The 20981-nt window shown below is 39.3% G+C and carries 22 protein-coding genes and 2 other annotated features; of the genes, 21 read left to right on the top strand and 1 reads right to left on the bottom strand.

Features of this window, described 5'->3' with window-relative positions; genetic code table 11:
• Position 1: 1 nt before the first annotated feature.
• Together hemL and MKX47_RS13455 are read left to right on the top strand one after the other, a co-directional pair.
• Complete coding sequence (gene hemL, locus MKX47_RS13460) at positions 2 to 1291, top strand: glutamate-1-semialdehyde 2,1-aminomutase (RefSeq protein ID WP_340775070.1); 1290 nt, start codon at positions 2 to 4, stop codon at positions 1289 to 1291.
• 129 nt (positions 1292 to 1420) lie between these two features.
• Positions 1421 to 2047, top strand: coding sequence for an alanine racemase (locus MKX47_RS13455; protein ID WP_340775068.1), 627 nt, complete (start codon positions 1421 to 1423; stop codon positions 2045 to 2047).
• Positions 2048 to 2271: 224 nt separating this feature from the next.
• On the opposite strand, the gene MKX47_RS13450 is transcribed toward MKX47_RS13455, so the two are convergent.
• The gene (locus MKX47_RS13450; RefSeq protein ID WP_340775066.1) at positions 2272 to 2463 is read right to left on the bottom strand and encodes a hypothetical protein; all 192 of its coding nucleotides are present in this window, start codon (positions 2461 to 2463) and stop codon (positions 2272 to 2274) included.
• A gap of 103 nt (positions 2464 to 2566) precedes the next feature.
• Positions 2567 to 2950, top strand: a binding site (T-box leader).
• Positions 2951 to 3012: 62 nt separating this feature from the next.
• Here MKX47_RS13450 and MKX47_RS13445 point away from each other — a divergent pair.
• The 19 genes from MKX47_RS13445 (at position 3013) to obgE (ending at position 20968) form a co-directional block, all read left to right on the top strand.
• Positions 3013 to 5655, top strand: coding sequence for a valine--tRNA ligase (locus MKX47_RS13445; RefSeq protein WP_340775063.1), 2643 nt, complete (start codon positions 3013 to 3015; stop codon positions 5653 to 5655).
• Positions 5656 to 5753: 98 nt separating this feature from the next.
• A complete protein-coding gene (locus MKX47_RS13440; RefSeq protein ID WP_340775059.1) occupies positions 5754 to 7019 on the top strand; it encodes a bifunctional folylpolyglutamate synthase/dihydrofolate synthase in 1266 nt (421 codons plus the stop codon).
• Complete coding sequence (locus tag MKX47_RS13435; protein WP_340775058.1) at positions 7020 to 8273, top strand: bifunctional folylpolyglutamate synthase/dihydrofolate synthase; 1254 nt, start codon at positions 7020 to 7022, stop codon at positions 8271 to 8273. It abuts the gene before it with no gap.
• Positions 8274 to 8343: 70 nt separating this feature from the next.
• Positions 8344 to 10029, top strand: coding sequence for a GGDEF domain-containing protein (locus tag MKX47_RS13430; RefSeq protein WP_340775056.1), 1686 nt, complete (start codon positions 8344 to 8346; stop codon positions 10027 to 10029).
• 110 nt (positions 10030 to 10139) lie between these two features.
• A complete protein-coding gene (locus MKX47_RS13425; protein ID WP_340775054.1) occupies positions 10140 to 10742 on the top strand; it encodes a translation initiation factor 2 in 603 nt (200 codons plus the stop codon).
• A gap of 104 nt (positions 10743 to 10846) precedes the next feature.
• On the top strand, positions 10847 to 11440 hold the full coding sequence (locus MKX47_RS13420; RefSeq protein WP_340775052.1) for a Maf family protein: 594 nt from the start codon (positions 10847 to 10849) through the stop codon (positions 11438 to 11440).
• A gap of 11 nt (positions 11441 to 11451) precedes the next feature.
• Entirely contained in the window at positions 11452 to 12150 is a 699-nt protein-coding gene (radC, locus tag MKX47_RS13415) for a RadC family protein (RefSeq protein WP_340775049.1), read from the top strand.
• A gap of 364 nt (positions 12151 to 12514) precedes the next feature.
• Positions 12515 to 13531: a rod shape-determining protein gene (locus MKX47_RS13410; protein WP_340775046.1), complete on the top strand. Its 1017-nt coding sequence runs from the start codon at positions 12515 to 12517 to the stop codon at positions 13529 to 13531.
• Positions 13532 to 13545: 14 nt separating this feature from the next.
• A complete protein-coding gene (mreC, locus tag MKX47_RS13405) occupies positions 13546 to 14466 on the top strand; it encodes a rod shape-determining protein MreC (RefSeq protein ID WP_340775044.1) in 921 nt (306 codons plus the stop codon).
• On the top strand, positions 14466 to 14981 hold the full coding sequence (mreD, locus tag MKX47_RS13400; protein WP_340775041.1) for a rod shape-determining protein MreD: 516 nt from the start codon (positions 14466 to 14468) through the stop codon (positions 14979 to 14981). The genes mreC and mreD overlap by 1 nt, the downstream gene beginning before the upstream one ends.
• An 86-nt stretch (positions 14982 to 15067) precedes the next feature.
• A complete protein-coding gene (minC, locus tag MKX47_RS13395) occupies positions 15068 to 15736 on the top strand; it encodes a septum site-determining protein MinC (RefSeq protein WP_340775039.1) in 669 nt (222 codons plus the stop codon).
• A gap of 87 nt (positions 15737 to 15823) precedes the next feature.
• Positions 15824 to 16621, top strand: a complete 798-nt coding sequence (gene minD / locus MKX47_RS13390) for a septum site-determining protein MinD (RefSeq protein ID WP_340777827.1) — start codon at positions 15824 to 15826, stop codon at positions 16619 to 16621.
• A gap of 104 nt (positions 16622 to 16725) precedes the next feature.
• Positions 16726 to 17265 (top strand): hypothetical protein, encoded by a 540-nt coding sequence (locus MKX47_RS13385; RefSeq protein WP_340775036.1) that lies wholly within the window; start codon positions 16726 to 16728, stop codon positions 17263 to 17265.
• Positions 17266 to 17877 (top strand): site-2 protease family protein, encoded by a 612-nt coding sequence (locus MKX47_RS13380; RefSeq protein ID WP_340775034.1) that lies wholly within the window; start codon positions 17266 to 17268, stop codon positions 17875 to 17877.
• 45 nt (positions 17878 to 17922) lie between these two features.
• Positions 17923 to 18001 (top strand) — a sequence feature (ribosomal protein L21 leader region).
• Between the two features lie 14 nt (positions 18002 to 18015).
• Positions 18016 to 18324, top strand: a complete 309-nt coding sequence (rplU, locus tag MKX47_RS13375) for a 50S ribosomal protein L21 (protein ID WP_340775032.1) — start codon at positions 18016 to 18018, stop codon at positions 18322 to 18324.
• Positions 18325 to 18335: 11 nt separating this feature from the next.
• A complete protein-coding gene (locus MKX47_RS13370) occupies positions 18336 to 18677 on the top strand; it encodes a ribosomal-processing cysteine protease Prp (RefSeq protein WP_340775030.1) in 342 nt (113 codons plus the stop codon).
• Positions 18678 to 18690: 13 nt separating this feature from the next.
• Positions 18691 to 18987: a 50S ribosomal protein L27 gene (gene rpmA, locus MKX47_RS13365; RefSeq protein ID WP_241369299.1), complete on the top strand. Its 297-nt coding sequence runs from the start codon at positions 18691 to 18693 to the stop codon at positions 18985 to 18987.
• Between the two features lie 161 nt (positions 18988 to 19148).
• Positions 19149 to 19673: a Spo0B domain-containing protein gene (locus MKX47_RS13360; protein WP_340775023.1), complete on the top strand. Its 525-nt coding sequence runs from the start codon at positions 19149 to 19151 to the stop codon at positions 19671 to 19673.
• Between the two features lie 5 nt (positions 19674 to 19678).
• Entirely contained in the window at positions 19679 to 20968 is a 1290-nt protein-coding gene (obgE, locus tag MKX47_RS13355) for a GTPase ObgE (protein ID WP_340775021.1), read from the top strand.
• Positions 20969 to 20981 lie beyond the last annotated feature (13 nt).

Below are 20981 nucleotides of genomic sequence, written 5' to 3'. Positions count from 1 at the left end.
TATGCGTAGTTACGAGAAATCAAAGGCAGCTTTTGCGGAAGCTGTTCACTTAATGCCAGGTGGCGTAAACTCACCGGTACGTGCATTTAAATCTGTGAATTTAGACCCGATCTTTATGGATTCAGGTAAAGGTGCGGTCATTAAAGATATTGATGGCAATGAATACATTGATTACGTATTATCTTGGGGACCACTTATTTTAGGTCATTCAGAGCCAAAAGTCGTGCAGGCGATTCAAGAGCAAGCAACAAAGGCAACTTCTTTTGGTGCGCCATCTCTTTCTGAAAATGAGCTAGCAAAATTAGTATTGGATCGTGTACCGGGTATTGAGATGATTCGATTCGTTTCTTCGGGTACAGAGGCAACGATGTCGGCATTACGTTTAGCGCGTGGCTATACAGGACGCGACAAAATTTTGAAATTTGAAGGTTCTTATCATGGGCATGGTGATTCACTATTAATTAAAGCTGGGTCAGGCGTGGCAACATTAGGTTTACCAGATTCTCCGGGTGTGCCAGCGGATATCGCGAAAAATACATTGACAGTGCCTTACAATGATTTAGCGGCCGCAAAAACAGTCTTTGAAAAATATGGTTCTGAATTAGCGGCGGTTATTGTCGAGCCAGTTGCAGGTAATATGGGTGTTGTTCCGCCAAAGCCAGAGTTTTTAACAGGCCTACGCGAATTAACAGAAAAGCATGGCACCGTGTTAATTTTTGATGAGGTAATGACAGGCTTCCGTGTAGACTATAGCTGTGCACAGGGCTATTATGGTGTTACCCCTGATTTAACAACGCTAGGGAAAGTAATTGGCGGCGGTCTGCCAGTAGGTGCGTTTGCAGGGAAACGTAAGATTATGGAAAACATTGCGCCAGCTGGTCCGATTTATCAAGCGGGTACACTATCAGGTAACCCACTTGCGATGACAGCGGGTCGTGCCACTTTAGAGCAATTAACACCAGAATCTTATGAGTATTTCCAAAAGCTTGGAGACCAATTAGAAGAAGGCTTCCGCGCAGCAGCAACGAAATTCAATATTCCGCACACGGTCAATCGTGCGGGCTCCATGATTGGTTTCTTCTTTACAAATGAAGACGTGGTTGATTTTGAATCAGCCAAAACATCTGATTTAGCCTTATTCGCTGAATATTTCAAATTAATGGCAGAGGAAGGCATTTTCTTACCACCATCCCAATTTGAAGGTTTATTCATCTCAACTGCTCATACAGAAGAGCATATCGCTAAAACTGTTGCGGCTTTCCATACAGTATTTGAAAAGTTGGCACGCTAATTTGATAGACCCTTGTTTCTAATCAAAAGAAACAAGGGTCTTTTTAGTTCTCCTCATTACTGAAAATACAGGCAATAGGTCTAAAAGTTTTAGGGCGGCATAAAGTAAACGTAGAGAGGAGATGCGAATATGCAAAATTGGCAAATGCAAGAGGTGTTATGCTTTCCTGCTCATTTTGGTACAGTGCAACAAGGTTCCGTAATTAAAGTAGAACCAAATTGGCATAGTGAAATGACGGAAAGCTCGATTGTTTTAAAGGGTGTCTATGTATTAAAGGGAAGTATGCAATTTGATTTCAAAGAACGTGAAGAAACAGAGCAAGAAGGTACGTTTATTGAGCATTTGGCAATCGAAAAGGACGAGGCCTATTTTGAATATGCAATCCCGTTTTCGATTGATATCCCAAATGATGACGTGGAAAATGTGAACATTAAGGCATTACAATCCACTGTGGATGTGAATGAGCAAGGGCAATGTGTATGTAGTTGGCAAGTACATTGTGATGTTGAAAAAAAGGCGCAACCAAATGAAGAGATTGCCATGGTTAAAGAGGATCTTCAATTAGAGCCAGTTATGAAAAAGGAAATTAAGTCAGAGCCAATTGTTGAAGTAACGCAGTCTGACGAACCGATCGACTATGTGAAAGCAATAATTGAAGAAAGCCCTCAGTTATCGAGTGAGGAAGTTGATTTTCTTGAGCAACTAGCAGAAGCTTATAGCGTCGTACAAGTACACTTAAATAAAGAACACAAATAATAAAGAGGCAATAACGAAACTAAAATAATTCGTTATTGCCTCTTTTTAATTTGTCATACATATGTTTTCTTCCTCACATTGCTAAAATCGTCACATCGTGCAGCAACTCATTCATGGCAAAGAGCGTGTTGGCCTTCTGTAGTGATAATGCATCACTACACTTAAATCAAAATTTTGGATTGGGGAATACACATTATCATTTCTTAAAGAATGGGTGTATGACACTAAATAAAATCGGTTAATAGTAAATAGCAAAATAACATTAAGATAAAAAGCAAAATAATGTCGAGCGTTGTGGGAAAGATAATGGTACGAATTGCTTGGAAAACCGTTAATGGAATAATACAATGGCGCATTAAAAATCGGAATTTTCGAAGCCAAGGCGGCAATAAGTATGGATTATAATTTTTTCGCACAGCAAAACTCCTTTTGTATAGTATATGTTTAAAATATTTAACATGTGTGATGAAGTCCTTGATATTTTATGCGAAACATCATAAAATAAAGACTAACTCTATAATTGAAGCGTTGAATAGGAAGAGTATGTAAATTGGCAATGTGTAAGAGAGGAAACGGTAGCTGCAAAGTTTCTACATTGTAATTACAGAAGGTAGCCTAGGAGCTGACTTAGTGAACGATTAGTAGCTAAGTTCCGGTTAAACACCGTTATCGAATGAAGTGCCGATTGGGCATAGGAACGCCGCAGATTTTGCGAGCGCTTAATTAAATCATAAGGGTTTAAAGAAAGCGCTTGTCAGACGAGGAACGCAGCTGAGCGAAGACGCGAGTTGAACATATAGTTCACGAGTGGACGAGTGAAGCAAGTGACGACGTATGCGAGCGCTTGACTAAACCCAAACGGAATTAAAGGTGGTACCGCGATTTAACTCCCTCGTCCTTTTTTAAAGACGAAGGGAGTTTTTTGATTTCATTGAAAAAGTTTTTAATTAAAAGGAGAGATTCACATGACGGAAATTACAATGCCAACAAAGTATGATCCACAGTCAACAGAAGCCGGCCGCTATGAATGGTGGTTAAACGGTAAATTTTTCGAAGCAGACCCAACAAGCGATAAAGAGCCTTACTCAATCGTCATTCCACCACCAAACGTAACAGGGAAATTACATCTTGGTCACGCATGGGATACAACATTACAAGATATTTTAATCCGTATGAAGCGCATGCAAGGCTATGATGCACTATGGCTACCAGGGATGGACCATGCAGGGATTGCCACACAAGCGAAAGTAGAGCAAAAATTACGTGAAGACGGTATTTCACGCTATGATTTAGGACGCGAAAAATTCCTAGAAAAAACATGGGAATGGAAAGACGAATATGCTTCTCACATCCGTGAACAATGGTCGAAGTTAGGTCTAGCATTAGACTATTCAAAAGAGCGTTTCACGTTAGATGAAGGCTTATCAGAAGCGGTAAAAGAGGTTTTCGTTAAATTATACGAAAAAGGTTTAATTTACCGCGGCGAACGCATCATTAACTGGGACCCAGCTGCAAAAACAGCCCTTTCTGACATCGAGGTTATTCACAAAGAAGTAGAAGGCGCATTTTACCATATGGAATACCCACTTGCTGATGGCTCTGGTAAATTACGTGTTGCGACAACGCGTCCAGAAACAATGCTAGGTGACTCTGGTGTTGCTGTTCACCCAGAGGATGAGCGCTATGCCCACTTAGTAGGGAAAACGGTTATTTTACCAATCGTAGGTCGCGAAATTCCAATCGTTGCCGATGATTATGTAGATAAAGAGTTCGGTACAGGTGTTGTAAAAATGACACCAGCCCATGACCCGAACGACTTTGAAGTAGGGAACCGTCATAACCTAGAGCGTATTTTAGTTATGAACGAAGATGGCACAATGAATGATTTAGCAGGTAAATATGCAGGCATGGATCGTTTCGAATGCCGTAAGCAAATTGTAGCGGACTTACAAGAAGCGGGCGTACTCGTTGAAATCGAGCCTCACGTACACCAAGTAGGTCACTCAGAGCGTACAAATGCAGTAGTTGAACCTTATCTTTCAGCACAATGGTTTGTAAAAATGGGCCCATTAGCGGAAGAAGCGTTAGCTATGCAAAAAAATGAAGCAGAAAAAGTAAACTTCGTACCAAATCGTTTCGAAAATACGTATAACCGCTGGATGGAAAATATTCATGACTGGTGTATTTCGCGTCAATTATGGTGGGGTCACCAAATTCCAGCGTGGTATCACAACGAAACAGGCGAAATTTACGTAGGGAAAGAAGCACCAGCAGACAAAGAAAACTGGACACAAGATGAAGACGTGTTAGATACGTGGTTCTCATCTGCATTATGGCCATTCTCTACAATGAACTGGCCAAACGAAGAGGATGCGTTATACAAACGTTATTACCCAACAAGCACATTAGTAACAGGCTATGACATTATTTTCTTCTGGGTAAGCCGTATGATCTTCCAAGGGAAAGAATTCACAGGCAAACGTCCATTTGAAGATGTCTTAATTCACGGCTTAGTTCGTGATGCAGAAGGACGCAAAATGTCTAAGTCATTAGGTAACGGGGTTGACCCAATGGAAGTAATCGAGCAGTACGGTGCCGATTCATTACGTTACTTCTTAGCAACAGGCTCTTCACCAGGTCAGGATTTACGTTACTCTACTGAAAAAGTAGAATCAACTTGGAACTTCGTCAACAAAATTTGGAACGCCTCACGCTTTGCTTTAATGAATATGGAAGGCTTAACATTCGAACAAATCGATTTAACAGGCGACCTTTCTACAGCAGACAAGTGGATTTTAAGTCGATTAAATGAAACAATCGAGCGTGTGACAACATTATCAGATAAATACGAATTCGGTGAAGTAGGTCGTGAGCTATACAACTTCATTTGGGATGATTTCTGTTCTTGGTACATCGAAATGGCGAAATTACCATTATACGGTGAAGATGAAGCCGCAAAATTAACAACACGTTCTGTACTGGCTCATGTTTTAGACAATACAATGCGCCTATTACACCCATTAATGCCATTCGTAACAGAGGAAATCTGGCAGCACTTACCGCATGAGGGCGAATCAATTACAGTAGCGGCATGGCCAACTGTAAACCCTGCATTTGATTTCAAGGCAGAAAGCACAGATATGCAGCTATTAATGGACATCATTCGTTCAGTACGTAATATTCGTGCAGAAGTAAACACGCCAATGAGCAAAAAAGTAGCGATGACGATTTCTGCAAAAGAAGCGAGCATCGCAGCTGTACTAGAAGCAAATAAAGGCTATATCGAAAAGTTCTGTAATCCAGATGGCTTAACAATTGGGGATGGTATTGAAGCACCAGCCCAAGCAATGTCAGCCGTTGTTTCAGGCGCAGAAATTTTCATGCCACTTGCTGGATTAATTAATATTGAAGAAGAAATCGCCCGTCTTGAAAAAGAACTCGAAAAATGGGCAAAAGAAGTAAAATTAGTTTCTGGTAAATTAGCAAATGAACGCTTCGTTTCAAAAGCACCAGAAGCATTAGTAGCCGCTGAGCGTGAAAAGCTTGCCGACTACGAAGAAAAATTTGCAACCGTTGAAAAACGTATTGCCGAATTAAAAGCGATGTAATTTAACTAGAGGTGCCGAACTTTCGGTGCCTCTTTTCTTTAATTTTCGCTATAATAGGATGTATTGCATTCATTAACGGTTTTAGGGAGAGAAGAATTATGTTTCAAACGATGGAACAATGCACAGATTTTATTTTTCGCTTAAAGGCAAGTCAGTATAAAGGGGAGCCACTGCAATCGGCAGGCATCATTTTAAATGCACTTGGTAATCCACAGAAGAAAACAAAATTCATTCATTTTGCTGGCTCTAATGGAAAGGGCTCCACATTAAATGCTACGCGTGAAATTTTAATGGCTCATGGCTTAACGGTAGGTGCTTTTATTTCGCCTCATTTAGAGCGTGCCAATGAGCGCGTAACAATCAACAAGCAGCAAATTTCGGACGCTGATTTTTTACGTATTGCCAATCTTTTAGCTAGGGTGATTGCAGACAAGCTTGGTGGCAAATTTCCAAGCTTTTTTGAGTTTGTGACATTGCTGGCACTTGTTTATTTTTCCGAGAAAAATTTAGATGTGGCACTTCTTGAAACAGGGATTGGGGGGCGTTTAGATTCAACAAACGTTATTATTCCTGAGGTGTCAGTCATTACAACGATTTCCTTAGAGCATACCGAAATGCTAGGCGACACGCATGCACGGATTGCAGCTGAAAAAGCCGGAATTGTGAAAGCTGGGAAACCGGTCGTAGTCGGTGTGAAAAATGAGGAAGCATTAGCGGTTATTAAAGAAACGGCACAGCAATTACAGGCACCGATATATACATTAAACGAGCAATTTTTTGCAAAGCCTCATCAAGGGCTGTTCGATTATTTAGGTGAGATGGAGCTAAGAAATGTGGAGCTAGCGATGTTTGGTGAGCATCAAATTGCCAATGCGGCACTTGCGATTACGGCAACGAAGCTATTTTTGCAAGAATTAGATGAAGTGAAAATACGTGAAGCATTGAAAAAAGCAAAATGGGAAGGTCGCTTTGAATGGGTGCGCCCTAATATTGTATTAGATGGAGCGCATAATTCGGAAGGAACAACCGCACTTATTGAGACATTGCAACAAGTGGTTCCGAATAAACAATACGTCTTTGTTTATGCGGCATTACAGGACAAAGATCATGCGCTCAGCATTCAATTAATGGATCAAATTGCTTCAGAAATGCATTTCACACAAATTGACTTACCACGTGCAGCTACAGCGGCGCAATTATTTGCACAAAGTCATCATCAACAAAAGTTTGCCAATGAAAATTGGATTGCACTACTTGAGCAAAAAATGGAACAGATAACGGCGGATGAGGTGCTGGTCATTACAGGCTCACTTTATTTCATTGCCGAAGTGCGAAGCTATTTTGTAAGCAAAGGATGGGTATAAATGATACCGTTATTAGATGTCTATAAAGAACGTTGGCAAGTAGCGAGTGATCCGGTGATTCAACCAGGTTTAGCTTCGATTGAACAGGCGCTTGAAATACTTGGAAACCCTGAAAAAGAGCTAAAGGTTGTGCATTTTGCCGGTACGAATGGCAAGGGGTCTACCTTAACCTTTGTGGAGGCAATGGCCCGTGAATATAGCCTATCTGTTGGGAAGTTTATGTCACCATGCGTTGTCGATATCCATGATCAAATTCAAATCAATGGTGTGGCAATTAATGCCCAGCAGCTAGATGCGATTTTTCAACAATTACAGGAATATGGCTTAAGTGGGAAGTTAACTGATTTTGAACTGTTAACCGTCGTCGCGTTGCTTTTTTTCAAGCAGCAGCAGGTGGATTTAGTGCTGCTTGAAGCCGGTATGGGGGGGCGTGAAGATAGTACGAATGTGGTGACGCCGATTGTCTCAGTTATTACAAGCATTGCGCTAGAGCATACAAATTTTTTAGGCACGACACTCGCTAGTATCGCCTCACATAAAGCGGGTATTATCAAGCCAGGTCGACCTGTTGTACTTGGCGAGGTGCCACAGGAGGTTCAATGTATTTTCGAACAGGAAGCGCATAGCAAGCATACGTCCATAGCGCAATACGGGCGTGAATTTAGTGTGACACCAACTAAACTGTACGAAAGTTATACACATACTTCAATAGGGCTGTCCATTGACCAGTTATCTCGTCAATTTTTAGGAACACATCAAGGAAAAAATATGGCGCTGGCAATTACTGCATTTTTACAAGTGCTTCAAGCATTTGATTTGCCAGTAAACAAAGAAAAAATCAAGCAAGCCGTTAGCAAAGCAAAACTAGCGGGGCGTTTTGAACAAGTATTACCCGATGTTTATTTTGATGGGGCACATAACCCAGCGAGTATCGAAATGCTCGTACAAACGATTCAGCAGCAATTTCCAGCACAACAGATCGAATTTGTCGTTGGTTTATTAGCGGATAAGGATGTAGACAAAATTTTAAGCATGCTGGAACAAGTGAGTGACATCTTCTATTTTGTGGATATAGAGAATCCACGTGCAATGCCAGCCCAGCAATTACTTCAAAAAAGTAATGCCAGTAAAAAATCCGTTGTAAAAGATGTAGATGCTTTGCTACATACTCCAATAAATAGTAAAAAAATACGAATTGTGACAGGTTCACTCTATTTATTGAGCGAGATACGACAGAAAATTACCCGCTTATGAGAAATCAGGTGACATCGAATCGCTAGTTTGGTACTATAGTTGGACTTAAGTGTTTTCTGGTGGGGGAAATATGTATAGCTATTTAAAAAGAATAATCATGAATACAGTTGTTTTCATAATTGTAACAATTGTGCTGGCCCTCTTATTTGATAGAGTGCCTTCGCATCAAATAGATTTATTTACATTTTTAAGCTTATTGTTAGTAATATGTATTGGTGCCTGCTATCCATTAAAATATGGACAAGTGAAGCGCATAAATGTTTTTTGGTTAACAATTCCGATTTTATACTTGTACGGGTTGCCGATGATGTTACTTTATTATCAATTAGCTGTTATTGCTTTTTTACTAGGTCGCACGAAAACGGGAAATTTCTCACAATACCCGATCTATTCACTGGTGTTTTTAGTCGGTCCTTTACTGTCTTATAGCCTTATTAAGGGAATTGGCTTTGATTTTGAAACAATGTCCTTTTTACAAATGCTGTTTGTGAATAGTCTGTTTTATGCAATATTTGGGCTTTTCAGTGGAGTTGCCTTTATGATTTTAAATAAGCAGGAAACTTACTTAAAAGCCGTTAAATATAAAGGACGGCTATTTGGAGAGCTATTATATTCTGTGTTTTTTATATTGTTAGGTACAGCGTTATATGTCTTTATCTTAATGTATGGAAACTATGCTGTAGTCATAGCCTTACTCGTTTACTTAATCACAGCAAAGCTATTACGTAGCTATGATACCTTACTGCAAAAATCGGCTACATTAGAAAATGTGATGGAATTTCAAGTGAATATTAATGAGTATGAAACACAGCTACAAGTTACAAAAAATTTTTTGCAAAAGGTATTACTTGTTACCGGAGCAAAGCAAGCTTCCATTGTCTATGAAAAAAATGCCTATTTTATTCATCGTAATGATCAGCTTGAAAAACGTGCGATTAAGCAGTGTCAGCTCGCTCTGTTACAAGAGGTGTATGCCAAAAAGCGTGTGCACGATGTAAAAAAAAGAGCTTATTTACAAATGGAAGACTTATTGGCAACCGATTTAAAGGCTGAATCTTTACTAGTCATGCCGATTACCCAATTCAATGAGCCGGCAATGCTTGTGCTAGAAAGTGATGTGCCTTTTGCCTTTAATAAAGCCCAAGTAGATCATTGTCAGCTGCTTGTGACCGCATATAAAACGGCATTGGAGCAGAAATCGGTCATCGAGGAAACGACATATAAAAGTGAACGCTGTGCATTAACAAATTTGTATAATTATCGTTATTTAACAGAGCGCATGAAAGAAATGGAAATTCAATTCACGCAACAAGAAATAGAAAATATATCGGTAATTATATTAGATATTGACCATTTTAAGCGTTTAAATGATACATATGGTCATGAGAATGGGAACATAATTTTGAAGGAATTTGCTTCTCAATTACAGGCGCTTGTTGAAGAAACATATGTTTTGGCGCGCTATGGTGGTGAGGAGTTTGTCGTATTATTACCGAACACAACGTCCGATGAAGCACTAAAAATAGCCGAATATTATCGACAAGTCATTGAAGGATTGTCATTCCAAGTAGTTGAATTAGAGCAACAACTAAAAAAAGAGACCACGGTTCATGTGACAGTATCTATAGGATTAGCGAGTGTTCCTGAGCATACGCATCATTTATCGGATTTAATATCATTTGCTGATAAGGCGCTCTATATTGGTGCAAAGCAAGCCGGACGTAATCGCGTGGCTATTTATCAGGAGCATTTGTAAAATTTGCTCGAACAATATCGAAAAGTTTTTTTGACGAGACGACAGCAGTCTCGTCTTTTTTTATGTGCATTTTGCTAGAGTGGAGCTAAAAGAGTTGAGGCGATTTCTAAATGAAAAAGATAAAAAATAATGTAGTCTTTCAGGCGATGCTCATTGGAAGTATGACAGGCATTATCGGTGTATTGTTATTAATCATGCTATTAAAAATGCCGATTGAAGAACAAGCACAGGATGCAGGCCCCGTTGTAGAAACGACTTCACAGCAAGAGCAGGAAGAAATTGTTCAAGTATTTTATGCGTTGCAGCATGGAGTATTTTCGTCATCGGACAGCGCGGCACAATTTGTTGCCTCGTTTCCAACGTTAAATAAATCGGCAATTGTGGAAATTGAGGGGCAATATTTTGTATGGTCGCGCCTAGATATCGAAAAGGTAGATACGGCATTAACTGTTGTGCCAAGTGCGTTTTATAAAAAACTAACGTTTCATAGCAGTTGTCCTAACCCAGCTCAGCTTCAATTGCCGAAAACATTGAAAGATACGAAATGGCTGACATTACAAGGAATAGATCAGGCAGACGCAACAGCAGTTCCAGAGGATTGGGTAAAGCGCGCTGAAGAAGTGTTGAAGCTCACAACAAATCCAAATGTCATCCGACTTCATTTAGCAAAAAATTATTTTGAACAGCTAGATTGCTTGAAAGTGACTTTTTGAGCTAAAAAAGATGCGTAAATTGTCAAATTGACTAGATTCAATTGATTTGGGGCATTTTTCAAATTTTGAATTGTCGTTTACTATAGTAGTAGGAGGATTGGAAAATGAATTTTACTACTACTGAACAACTCGTTTTAGCATCAGCTTCTCCGAGACGTAAAGAACTATTATCGATGTTAGGTGTGCCATTTACAATTGTAACAAGTGATGTTGAAGAAACAAGTGTACAAGCTATGACTGCAGCAGAATATGTAGAAGGGGTTGCGCTTTTAAAAACACGAGATGTTGCCAAAAAATGTCCTGAGCAATGCATCATCGGGGCCGATACAATCGTTGTTTTTAAAGACCAAATTTTACATAAGCCTACTTCATATGAAGAAGCAATAGCGCACTTAACGCAGCTACGAGGCCATCGACATACGGTGATGACAGCGGTCGCTATTATTTTAGCAGATGGTACAGAGCATACAATGGTCGAGAAAACATCCGTCCTTTTTAAGCATGTATCGGATGAAATGATTGAGGCCTATGTTCAAACAAAAGACCCATTTGACAAGGCTGGTGGCTACGGCATTCAAACGAGTGGCGCCTTACTCGTTGATAGAATTGAAGGAGATTATAATAATGTCGTAGGCTTACCGATTGCATCATTGGTTCAAAAATTGCTTACTTTACAACTTCTCAAACTACATGTTTAGGAGTGTTGTAAATGATCGAAACAACTTTGTTAAATATGAAAATTCATGATGTCCATGAAGCAGATCGGCCACGTGAAAGATTATTGCGTCAAGGAGCAAAAAGTCTTTCGAATCAGGAACTAATTGCCATTTTACTAGGTACAGGAACGAAACATGAATCCGTACTTGCAGTTGCGAATCGCGTATTGCTAACTTTTGAAAAATTGCACAATTTGAAATTTGCCACACTAGAGGAAATGACTGAAATTAAAGGCATTGGTGAAGCTAAGGCGGTGTTATTACTGGCAGCGATTGAGCTAGGAAGAAGATTAGCATCAAAAGAAGGCGAGCAGCGTTACACGATTCGGTCGCCAGAGGATGCAGCCAATTTTTTAATGCAGGATATGACTTCGTTGCAGCAGGAGCATTTTGTTGTCTTATTTTTGAATGTCAAAAACCAAATTCTGCATAAGAAAACGATTTTTGTTGGTAGCTTAAACGCTAGTATCGTGCATCCGCGCGAGATATTTCGCGAAGCTGTCAAGCGCTCTGCTGCTTCAATAATCTGCGCGCACAATCACCCCAGCGGCGTGCCAACCCCGAGTCCTGAGGATATTGATGTTACGACACGACTCTATGAAGCAGGTAAAATTGTTGGTGTCGATTTACTTGATCATGTTATCATCGGGGATCATCAATTTATTAGTATGAAGGAAAAAGGGTATTTTTAAATGGACAAGGGTCTGCCTAAACGGTAATTTTGGGATAGACCCTTTTTCTTGTTTGTTACATTACAATAACAACTATTACATTATGAAAATTTATTAAAATATGAGTGCATTAAGGAACTTCTTATTGTCATATTCGTCATGTCCATGTTGTGATATTGTTAAATCTTACATATTAATTTTATTTGTTTCAAAACGAAAATAGAAATACAATAGAAAAGTAGTGTTATCTGAAAACATTCGACAAAATTCGCGATTCAGTGCTTGTGACACTATAATTTTTTGATGTAATTCGTTATAATAGAGCGTATGATTTCAGTAACACCATAAATAAAGAACGGTTTTTATAAGAAAGGGAGTACTTAATTTGTTTGGATTAGGGAATAAAGATGTCGGGATTGATCTTGGCACAGCTAATACATTAGTATTTGTTAAAGGAAAAGGGATCGTATTACGTGAGCCTTCAGTAGTAGCAAAAAATACAAAAACTGGAGATATCGTTGCGGTAGGTAATGATGCTAAAAATATGATCGGTCGTACACCAGGTTCAATCGTAGCCATTCGTCCTATGAAGGATGGAGTAATTGCTGATTTTGAAATTACAACAGCTATGATTCAATACTATTTACGTGAATCAATGAAGGCATCTGGTTCTAACTGGAAGAAGCCAAATGTCATGATTTGTGTACCCTTTGGCATAACATCAGTGGAACAACGTGCAGTAATCGACGCGTCTCGACAAGCAGGTGCAAAAGAAGCATTTACGATTGAAGAGCCATTTGCAGCAGCAATCGGTGCAAATTTACCAGTTTGGGAGCCAACAGGTTCTATGGTCGTTGATATTGGTGGCGGTACAACTGAGGTTGCGGTTATTTCATTAGGTGGTATCGTAACAAGTGAATCGGTACGTGTAGGCGGGGATGCAATGGATCATTCGATTATCGCTTATATCCGCAAAACATATAACTTAACAATCGGAGAACGTACGGCCGAACAAGTAAAAGTAGAAATCGGTACAGCACGTGCAGAAGGTCCAGCAGAAACAATGGAAATTCGTGGTCGTGACTTAGTTACAGGTCTACCAAAAACAATTGAAATTACATCTGATGAAATTTCTAAGTCATTACACGAGGCAATTGTAGCGATTTTAGATGGCGTAAAGAAAACATTAGAGCAAACACCGCCAGAATTATCAGCAGACGTAATGGAGCGCGGCATCGTATTAACAGGTGGTGGCGCATTATTACGTAACTTAGATAAAGTGATTAGCGATGAAACAAAAATGCCTGTATTTATTGCCGAAAGCCCATTGGACTGTGTAGCAATTGGTACGGGTAAAGCACTAGATAATATCGATCTTATTCGTGCTCAACAATCAAAATAAGGAGGCCTATTCTTATGCCACACTTAACAAATAAAAAATTAATCATACTTTTAGTAAGTGTAATTTTTCTAGTGGCATTGATTGGTTTCTCTTTGCGTGATCGTCATAACGCAACATTACCCGAAAAAATTATTAAAGATACAGTTGGCTTTGCACAATCACTTGTCGCAAAGCCAACAAACTACATAACGGGTATTTTTAGCAATATTGACTCGCTCATGAATACGTACGAGGAAAATCAACGCTTAAAAATGCGCTTAGAGGATTTCGCCGTTTTACAGGCGGAAGTAAGTACGTTAAAGGCTGAAAATGCTACATTACGTGAGCTTGCCAAAGTAGAGGAAGGCTTACGTGATTTTGACCCGATTCAGGCGACGGTCATTGCAAGAAACCCTGATCAATGGGAAGATAAGATTATTTTAAACAAAGGAACGGCAAACGGTGTTGAAAAGAACATGGCAGTTATGACAACGCGTGGGCTAATCGGTAAAATTGTAGTCGTGACACCGTATACCTCTGAAGTCGAGCTACTATATACGAACAACGAAAATTACCGTGTTTCCGCAATTGTCTTTGGTGAAAACAATGAAGAAATTCATGGTTTAATTGAAGGTTATGACGTCGAGCGTAACGAATTATTATTAAAGCGCATTGATTCAAAACTGAAAATAAAAGAAGGCGAAAAAGTACTGTCATCAGGTTTAGGGGGGATTTTCCCGAAAGGTGTGCTCATCGGTGAGATTACCGAAGTGACGACTGATGACTTTGGTCTGACGAAAATGGCCTATGTAAAGCCTGCAGCAGACTTTTCGATGCTAGAAAATGTCATTATTGCAAAGCGTAAAATGACAGCAGTTGATGGCTCTGATGGCAATGCAACAAATGCAGATTTAACAAATAAAGTAGACGAGGCAACTGCCGAGGGGGATGAATAATGCTCACTCGATTAGTGATTGTACTTGTTGGAATACTATTATTTTTAGTAGAATCTGAGTTTGCGATGTTTTCACCGCTTCAGTGGAATAACAGCACGTATTATTTAATTCCGCGTTTTTTAATATTGTATTTAATCTTTTTAGCCATTTACTATAGTCGTAAAAAGGCCATGATTTACGGGTTGATCTTTGGACTATGCTTTGACGTATTTTATATTAATATTATTGGGCTCTACACTGTTTTATATCCTGCCATTTGCTTTATTGCAGCGTGGTTTGTAAAACGTGTTGAGGCGCATTTACTATTTACAACATTTTTATCTCTTGGGCTGTTAGCGATATTAGAAGTGGTTTTATATGAATTTTTCTATATAATTCAGTTTACTACGATGGCATTACAACCATTTTTAATTTATCGATTAGCTCCAACTTTAATTGCAAACTTTTTATTTTTAATAATGCTTGCCTGGGCGTTTAAATATTGTATTAGCGCTCGCGTATTTCAACGCGCTTAAGTGGCAACATGATGAAAAGAAACAATTCACGTTATTTTGGATTGTTTCTTTTCATAATAATTTGGCGCGAGGTGACGGAATTTGTTATGAAGAAGCAACTTGTCCATATTAAAGGGACGAAGGATGGCTTAGTCCTTCGTTTAGACGATCAATGCTCTTATACGGAATTGCTTGAAGAACTCGGAAAAAAAGTTACAGATGGACATCTTGATGGTAAAATAGATGTACAATTGCACATAGGAAAACGTTACTGTACGCCCGAACAAAAGGAGCAGCTCATTGAAGCTGTCGAGAAACATCAAAAATACCGTGTGAAAAATATTCAAAGTGATGTTCTCACTGTAGAAGAAAGTCTAGAGCAGGTGAAATCCAGCCACTTTGAAACATTTGTTGGTATTGTACGTTCTGGGCAAGTTTTGCGTGCAACGGGAGATCTTCTAATTTTAGGTGATGTCAATCCAAATGGACGTGTCGAAGCAGGAGGCAATGTTCATATAGCCGGAAAACTGAAGGGGATTGTTCATGCTGGTGCAAATGGTAATGAAGAAGCCATTGTTTTTGCTTCACATTTTGAGCCAACACATGTGTTAATCGCCAATTTTGTCGAGGTTATGACAAATGAAAGCAATTATATTTTAGATCATATGCATCAAGTCTTTGCCTATATAAGCGAAGATGGTACGATTTCCTATGACCGAATCCAAGAATTAAGAAATATTCGACCGAATTTATCAACATTTAAAGGAGGAAGCTAAATGAGTGAAGAAGAGCTATTATTCGCAAAGAATATTGATGAAGCAATTACTCAAGATGCTACCTTACATAAGGAAGGGGCCGCTAATGTGGGAGAAGCAATCGTAGTAACATCAGGAAAAGGTGGCGTAGGGAAGACGACGACAACCGCTAACCTTGGAACTGCATTAGCACTGCAAGGAAAAAAGGTATGTTTAGTCGATACTGATATCGGGCTACGTAACTTAGATGTTATTTTAGGGTTAGAAAATCGCATTATTTATGATTTAGTCGATGTGATTGAAGGGCGCTGTAAAACACATCAAGCACTCGTGAAAGATAAACGTGTAGATGATCGTTTATACTTATTACCAGCTGCTCAAAATACAGATAAAAATGCAATAAATCCTGAGCAAATGAAGGCATTAGTTGACGAATTAAAGCGTGATTTTGACTATGTATTAATCGACTGTCCAGCGGGAATTGAGCAAGGCTACCGTAATGCTGTTGCGGGTGCGGATCGAGCGATTGTCGTGACAACACCTGAAATTTCAGCTGTACGTGACGCAGATCGCATTATTGGATTGCTTGAACAAGAGCCAATTGAACCGCCAAAATTAATTATTAACCGTATTCGTAAGCACTTAATGAATAATGGGGATGCGATGGACATTACCGAGGTAACGACGCATCTATCCATCGATTTATTAGGGATTATTGTAGATAGCGAGGATGTTATCAGCTCTTCCAATAAAGGAGAGCCTATTGTGATGGATCCAAGTAACAAAGCTTCATTAGGCTACCGTAATATTGCACGCCGTATTTTAGGGGATTCTGTGCCCCTAATGACATTAGAGGACGAACAACCAAAAGGCGTATTGGCTAAAATAAAATCATTATTTAAGTAATGAATCAGAGGAATGCTAAAGGTCAAAAAAACTTTTAGCGTTCCTTTTTTCATGCACTTTTGTATGAAGCATATACTAGAGAAAAAAAGGATAGGATGGTGAGCTTGAAAAAATGGCAATGGCTCATCGCAATCGCTCTTTTTCTTGGCATTGCAGGCGCGAATCATTTTGGCGATTTAACAATAAAGCGAGCGATTAATAAAATTGTTTATAGCTCGGATGATTTGCTGTATATGCGCAAACTAGTTATCGCTTTCACACAGCCAAAGGACCAGCAAATTACTGTGACAGCTCATAATTCAGTGGAGCAATTGCAAATGTTCGAAACAATCGAACGCTTTAATGAAGGCTTTTTATTAACGTATAAGGAACCTTTTGTTTTAAATGCGCTTTATGACGGACTGATTATTTTTACGGGTCATACGCAATACAACGGAAAATCGATTTCGGTAATTTATGATAATGGAATGACGATGACATTTGGCTTTGTTGATGAATTTTATGTATTGCCGTATACAACAGTTGGTCAAGGAACCGTTATTGCAACGAAAAAAGGTGGGGAGCTTTATATTCAAATTGAAAAAGACGGTGTTATTTGGAATATGGAGCAAACTACAAAGTGGTTAAAGGATCGCGAAATTTAAATGAAGTATTCCATTCATCCAGCATTTTTATTGCTTTTATTGTTGATTGCCCTTTATGGCGATATTGCCATGTACAGTGCGGTAATGATTTCGCTAGTGATCCACGAGCTTGGTCATTTTCTAGCGGCAAAATGTGTCGGCGTTCAAGTGGAGACATGCAAAATAATGCCATATGGTGGGGAAATGACTTTGAAGCACGAAATGCAATTATCTTATCGGAAATTGATTGTCGTTGCGATGGGCGGACCTATTGCAACAATAATAGGCATAGCGCTTAGTTTTTTATTGCCACCCTTATTAAAAGAGTTGTTTATCGAAATTCAGTTTTTTATTTTATGTTTGAACTTATTGCCTATTTGGCCACTTGATGGTGGCAGAATACTTTGTTTTACTTTACTAAATCGTTACGCTCATTCTAAATTATTTGAATATTATGTCTCCAACTCTTTCTATTTACTTACAGTCACAATTATCGTACTATTATATTTACTACCACAATCTCTTCCTTTCGTTGTTGTAAGTATTTTCTTATGGAGCAAAGTAATAGCAGATTGGAGAATTCGAAAATACCGTTCAGCATTTGAAAAACATGTGATGAACCGGTTGACTTAAGAATTTTGGTATGGTAGTATTTTAATGTTATTGTTTGTAGCACCCGTGCTACTGCAACCGCGCTGAACAGGTTTTAAGTATCTTTTATGGTCACCTGCAATTCCGGGCGAGTCTGAGTCTAAGAGGAGGTGCATTTTAATGTACGCAATTATCGAAACTGGTGGTAAACAAATCAAAGTTGAAGCAGGTCAAGAAATCTACGTTGAAAAACTAGGTGTAGCTGCTGACGAAATCGTTACTTTTGACAAAGTTTTATTCGTAGGTGGAGAAACAGTTAAAGTTGGAGCTCCAACTGTTGCTGGCGCTACTGTAACAGCTAAAGTTGTTAAAGAAGGTAAGCAAAAGAAAATTACTGTTTTCAAAATGAAAGCGAAGAAAAACTACCGTCGTAAACAAGGTCACCGTCAACCATACACTAAATTAGTAGTTGAAGCAATCAACGCTTAATAGGTGAAATTATGATTACAGTAACTATTTATAGTGACGCAAATCGCAAATCATATGGCTTTGAAATCTCAGGTCACGCATTGTCGGACGTTTATGGTCGAGATTTAGTTTGTGCAGGTGCTTCTGCTGTATCTTTTGGTGCAGTAAATGCCATTCCACAACTTACAGGGATTACTCCTGAAATCGAGCAAGGTTCACAGGGGGGTTACTTAAAGGTAACAATACCTCAAGCGGAGCTGACTGATGAAACAGACGCTAAATTACAAGTTATTCTGAACACAATGGTGACGCAGTTCTATACAATGACTGCGAGCTATTCAGAATATATCGAATTGAAATATAAAATGATCTAGGAGGTGGAACAGTATGTTATTATTAACTTTAGATCTTCAATTCTTCGCATCTAAAAAAGGTGTAGGTTCTACTAAAAACGGACGTGACTCTGAGTCAAAACGTTTAGGCGCTAAACGTGCTGATGGTCAATTCGTTACTGGTGGTTCAATTCTTTACCGTCAACGCGGTACAAAAATTTACCCAGGTACAAACGTAGGCCGCGGTGGAGATGATACTTTATTCGCAACAGTTGACGGCGTTGTTAAATTCGAACGCATGGGTCGCGACAAGAAAAAAGTATCAGTATACCCAGTTGCACAAGAAGCATAATTTTTGCAATTAAAGGACTGCATTTATTGCAGTCCTTTTTTTTGGATGAATGATTGAAGTTTTCTTAAGTATTGAATACGATTTTCGTGTGAGGTATGAAGAGAAAAATGTATGAAAACTTGTTATACTAAATAACGAATATTTATTATGGAGTGTGCAAAATGGTCGTTTCCAAACTAACTGTTAGTGAAGCGTTACGTTACGCTAATCACGATTATTTAAATCAGCTTCATCTAATTCAAATGAATTTAGATCTAGGAAGAGTAGAGGATGCTAAAAAAGTGATTTTACAACAATCTGAACATTGTAAAATCCTATCAAACATCAATCGCCTTGGCTTAAAGAATACAGTAGAATGGCTACAAACTGTTCATTGGCGCTACCCTGCTTTACAATTGCAACTCATAAGTGATGTACAATCTTCCATTAAGGAGGCGTACGATGAGGCAATTGTACAATACTTGGAAAAGACAATTATTCATGTTTATGATGCGCTTGACCCTTATACGATGCATCAATTACAGTTGAACATTGAAGCAAATGACAAGGAATGGTCGATAACATTCCATTTAAGCGGGAATTGGCAAATGACACCATTTCCAATAGAAGAAACAATTTTTGAAGTGAAAACATATGAGCAAACCGATACTATATGGAAGTATGTTGTTCGTAATTATGAGGAGTGAAAGCAATGTTTGTCGATCACGTAAAGATTTACGTTAAAGGTGGAGACGGTGGAGACGGAATGGTCGCGTTTCGCCGTGAAAAATATGTACCAAATGGTGGTCCAGCAGGTGGCGATGGTGCCCGTGGTGGGAATGTTATTTTTGAGGTAGAAGAAGGCTTACGTACGCTAATGGATTTCCGTTACAAGCGTCACTTTAAAGCTGAGCGCGGCGAGCATGGGATGAGTAAAGGCATGCATGGACGTCGTGCAGAGGACCTAATCGTTAAAGTACCGCCTGGAACAGTTGTTGTTAATGCAGAAACTAAAAATGTAATCGCAGACTTAGTTGAGCATGGCCAGCAGGCGATTATCGCAAAAGCTGGGCGTGGTGGACGTGGTAACTGTCGTTTTGCAACACCATCAAACCCAGCACCAGAGCTAGCTGAAAAAGGTGAGCCAGGTCAAGAGTTAGAAGTTATTTTAGAACTAAAAGTATTAGCGGACGTTGGATTAGTTGGTTTCCCATCAGTCGGTAAATCAACATTATTATCGGTAGTCTCTTCAGCGAAGCCAAAAATTGGTGCCTATCACTTTACAACAATCGTGCCCAACTTAGGAATGGTTGAAACAGAGGATGGCCGTTCGTTTGCTATGGCAGACTTACCAGGACTAATCGAAGGCGCGCACCAAGGTGTTGGATTAGGGATGCAATTTTTACGCCATATCGAGCGTACACGTGTTATTGTACACGTAATTGATATGAGTGGTATGGAAGGTCGCGATCCTTACGAAGATTACGTAACGATTAATAACGAGCTTGAGCAATACAACTTACGTCTGTTAGAGCGTCCACAAATCGTGGTAGCGAATAAAATGGATATGCCAGATGCAGAGGAAAACTTAGTAGAGTTTAAAAAGAAAGTGGGCGACGATGTAAAGGTCTTCCCAATTTCAGCTGTTTCTCGTCAAGGATTAAAGCCGTTATTATTCGAAGTAGCAGACTTACTAGAAGTAACACCAGAATTCTTATTACATGAAGTAGTAGATGAAGAATCAGATGCAGTCGTACTATATAAACACGAATCTAAAGGTGTTGATTTTGAAATCACGCGTGATGATGACGGTTCATTCGTGCTTTCTGGTTACACAATCGAACGTCTATTTAAAATGACAGACTTCAGCCGTGAAGATGGTATTCGCCGATTTGCTCGTCAATTACGTGCAATGGGCGTAGACGAAGAATTACGTAAACGAGGCGCTGAAAATGGCGACACTGTTCGTTTAATGGAATTCGAATTTGACTTTGTTGACTAATGAAGTGAGGGAT

The sequence above is a fragment of the Solibacillus sp. FSL R7-0668 genome (genome assembly GCF_038006205.1).
Lineage (GTDB): Bacteria > Bacillota > Bacilli > Bacillales_A > Planococcaceae > Solibacillus.
This window is presented reverse-complemented; position numbering and strand designations above follow the sequence as displayed.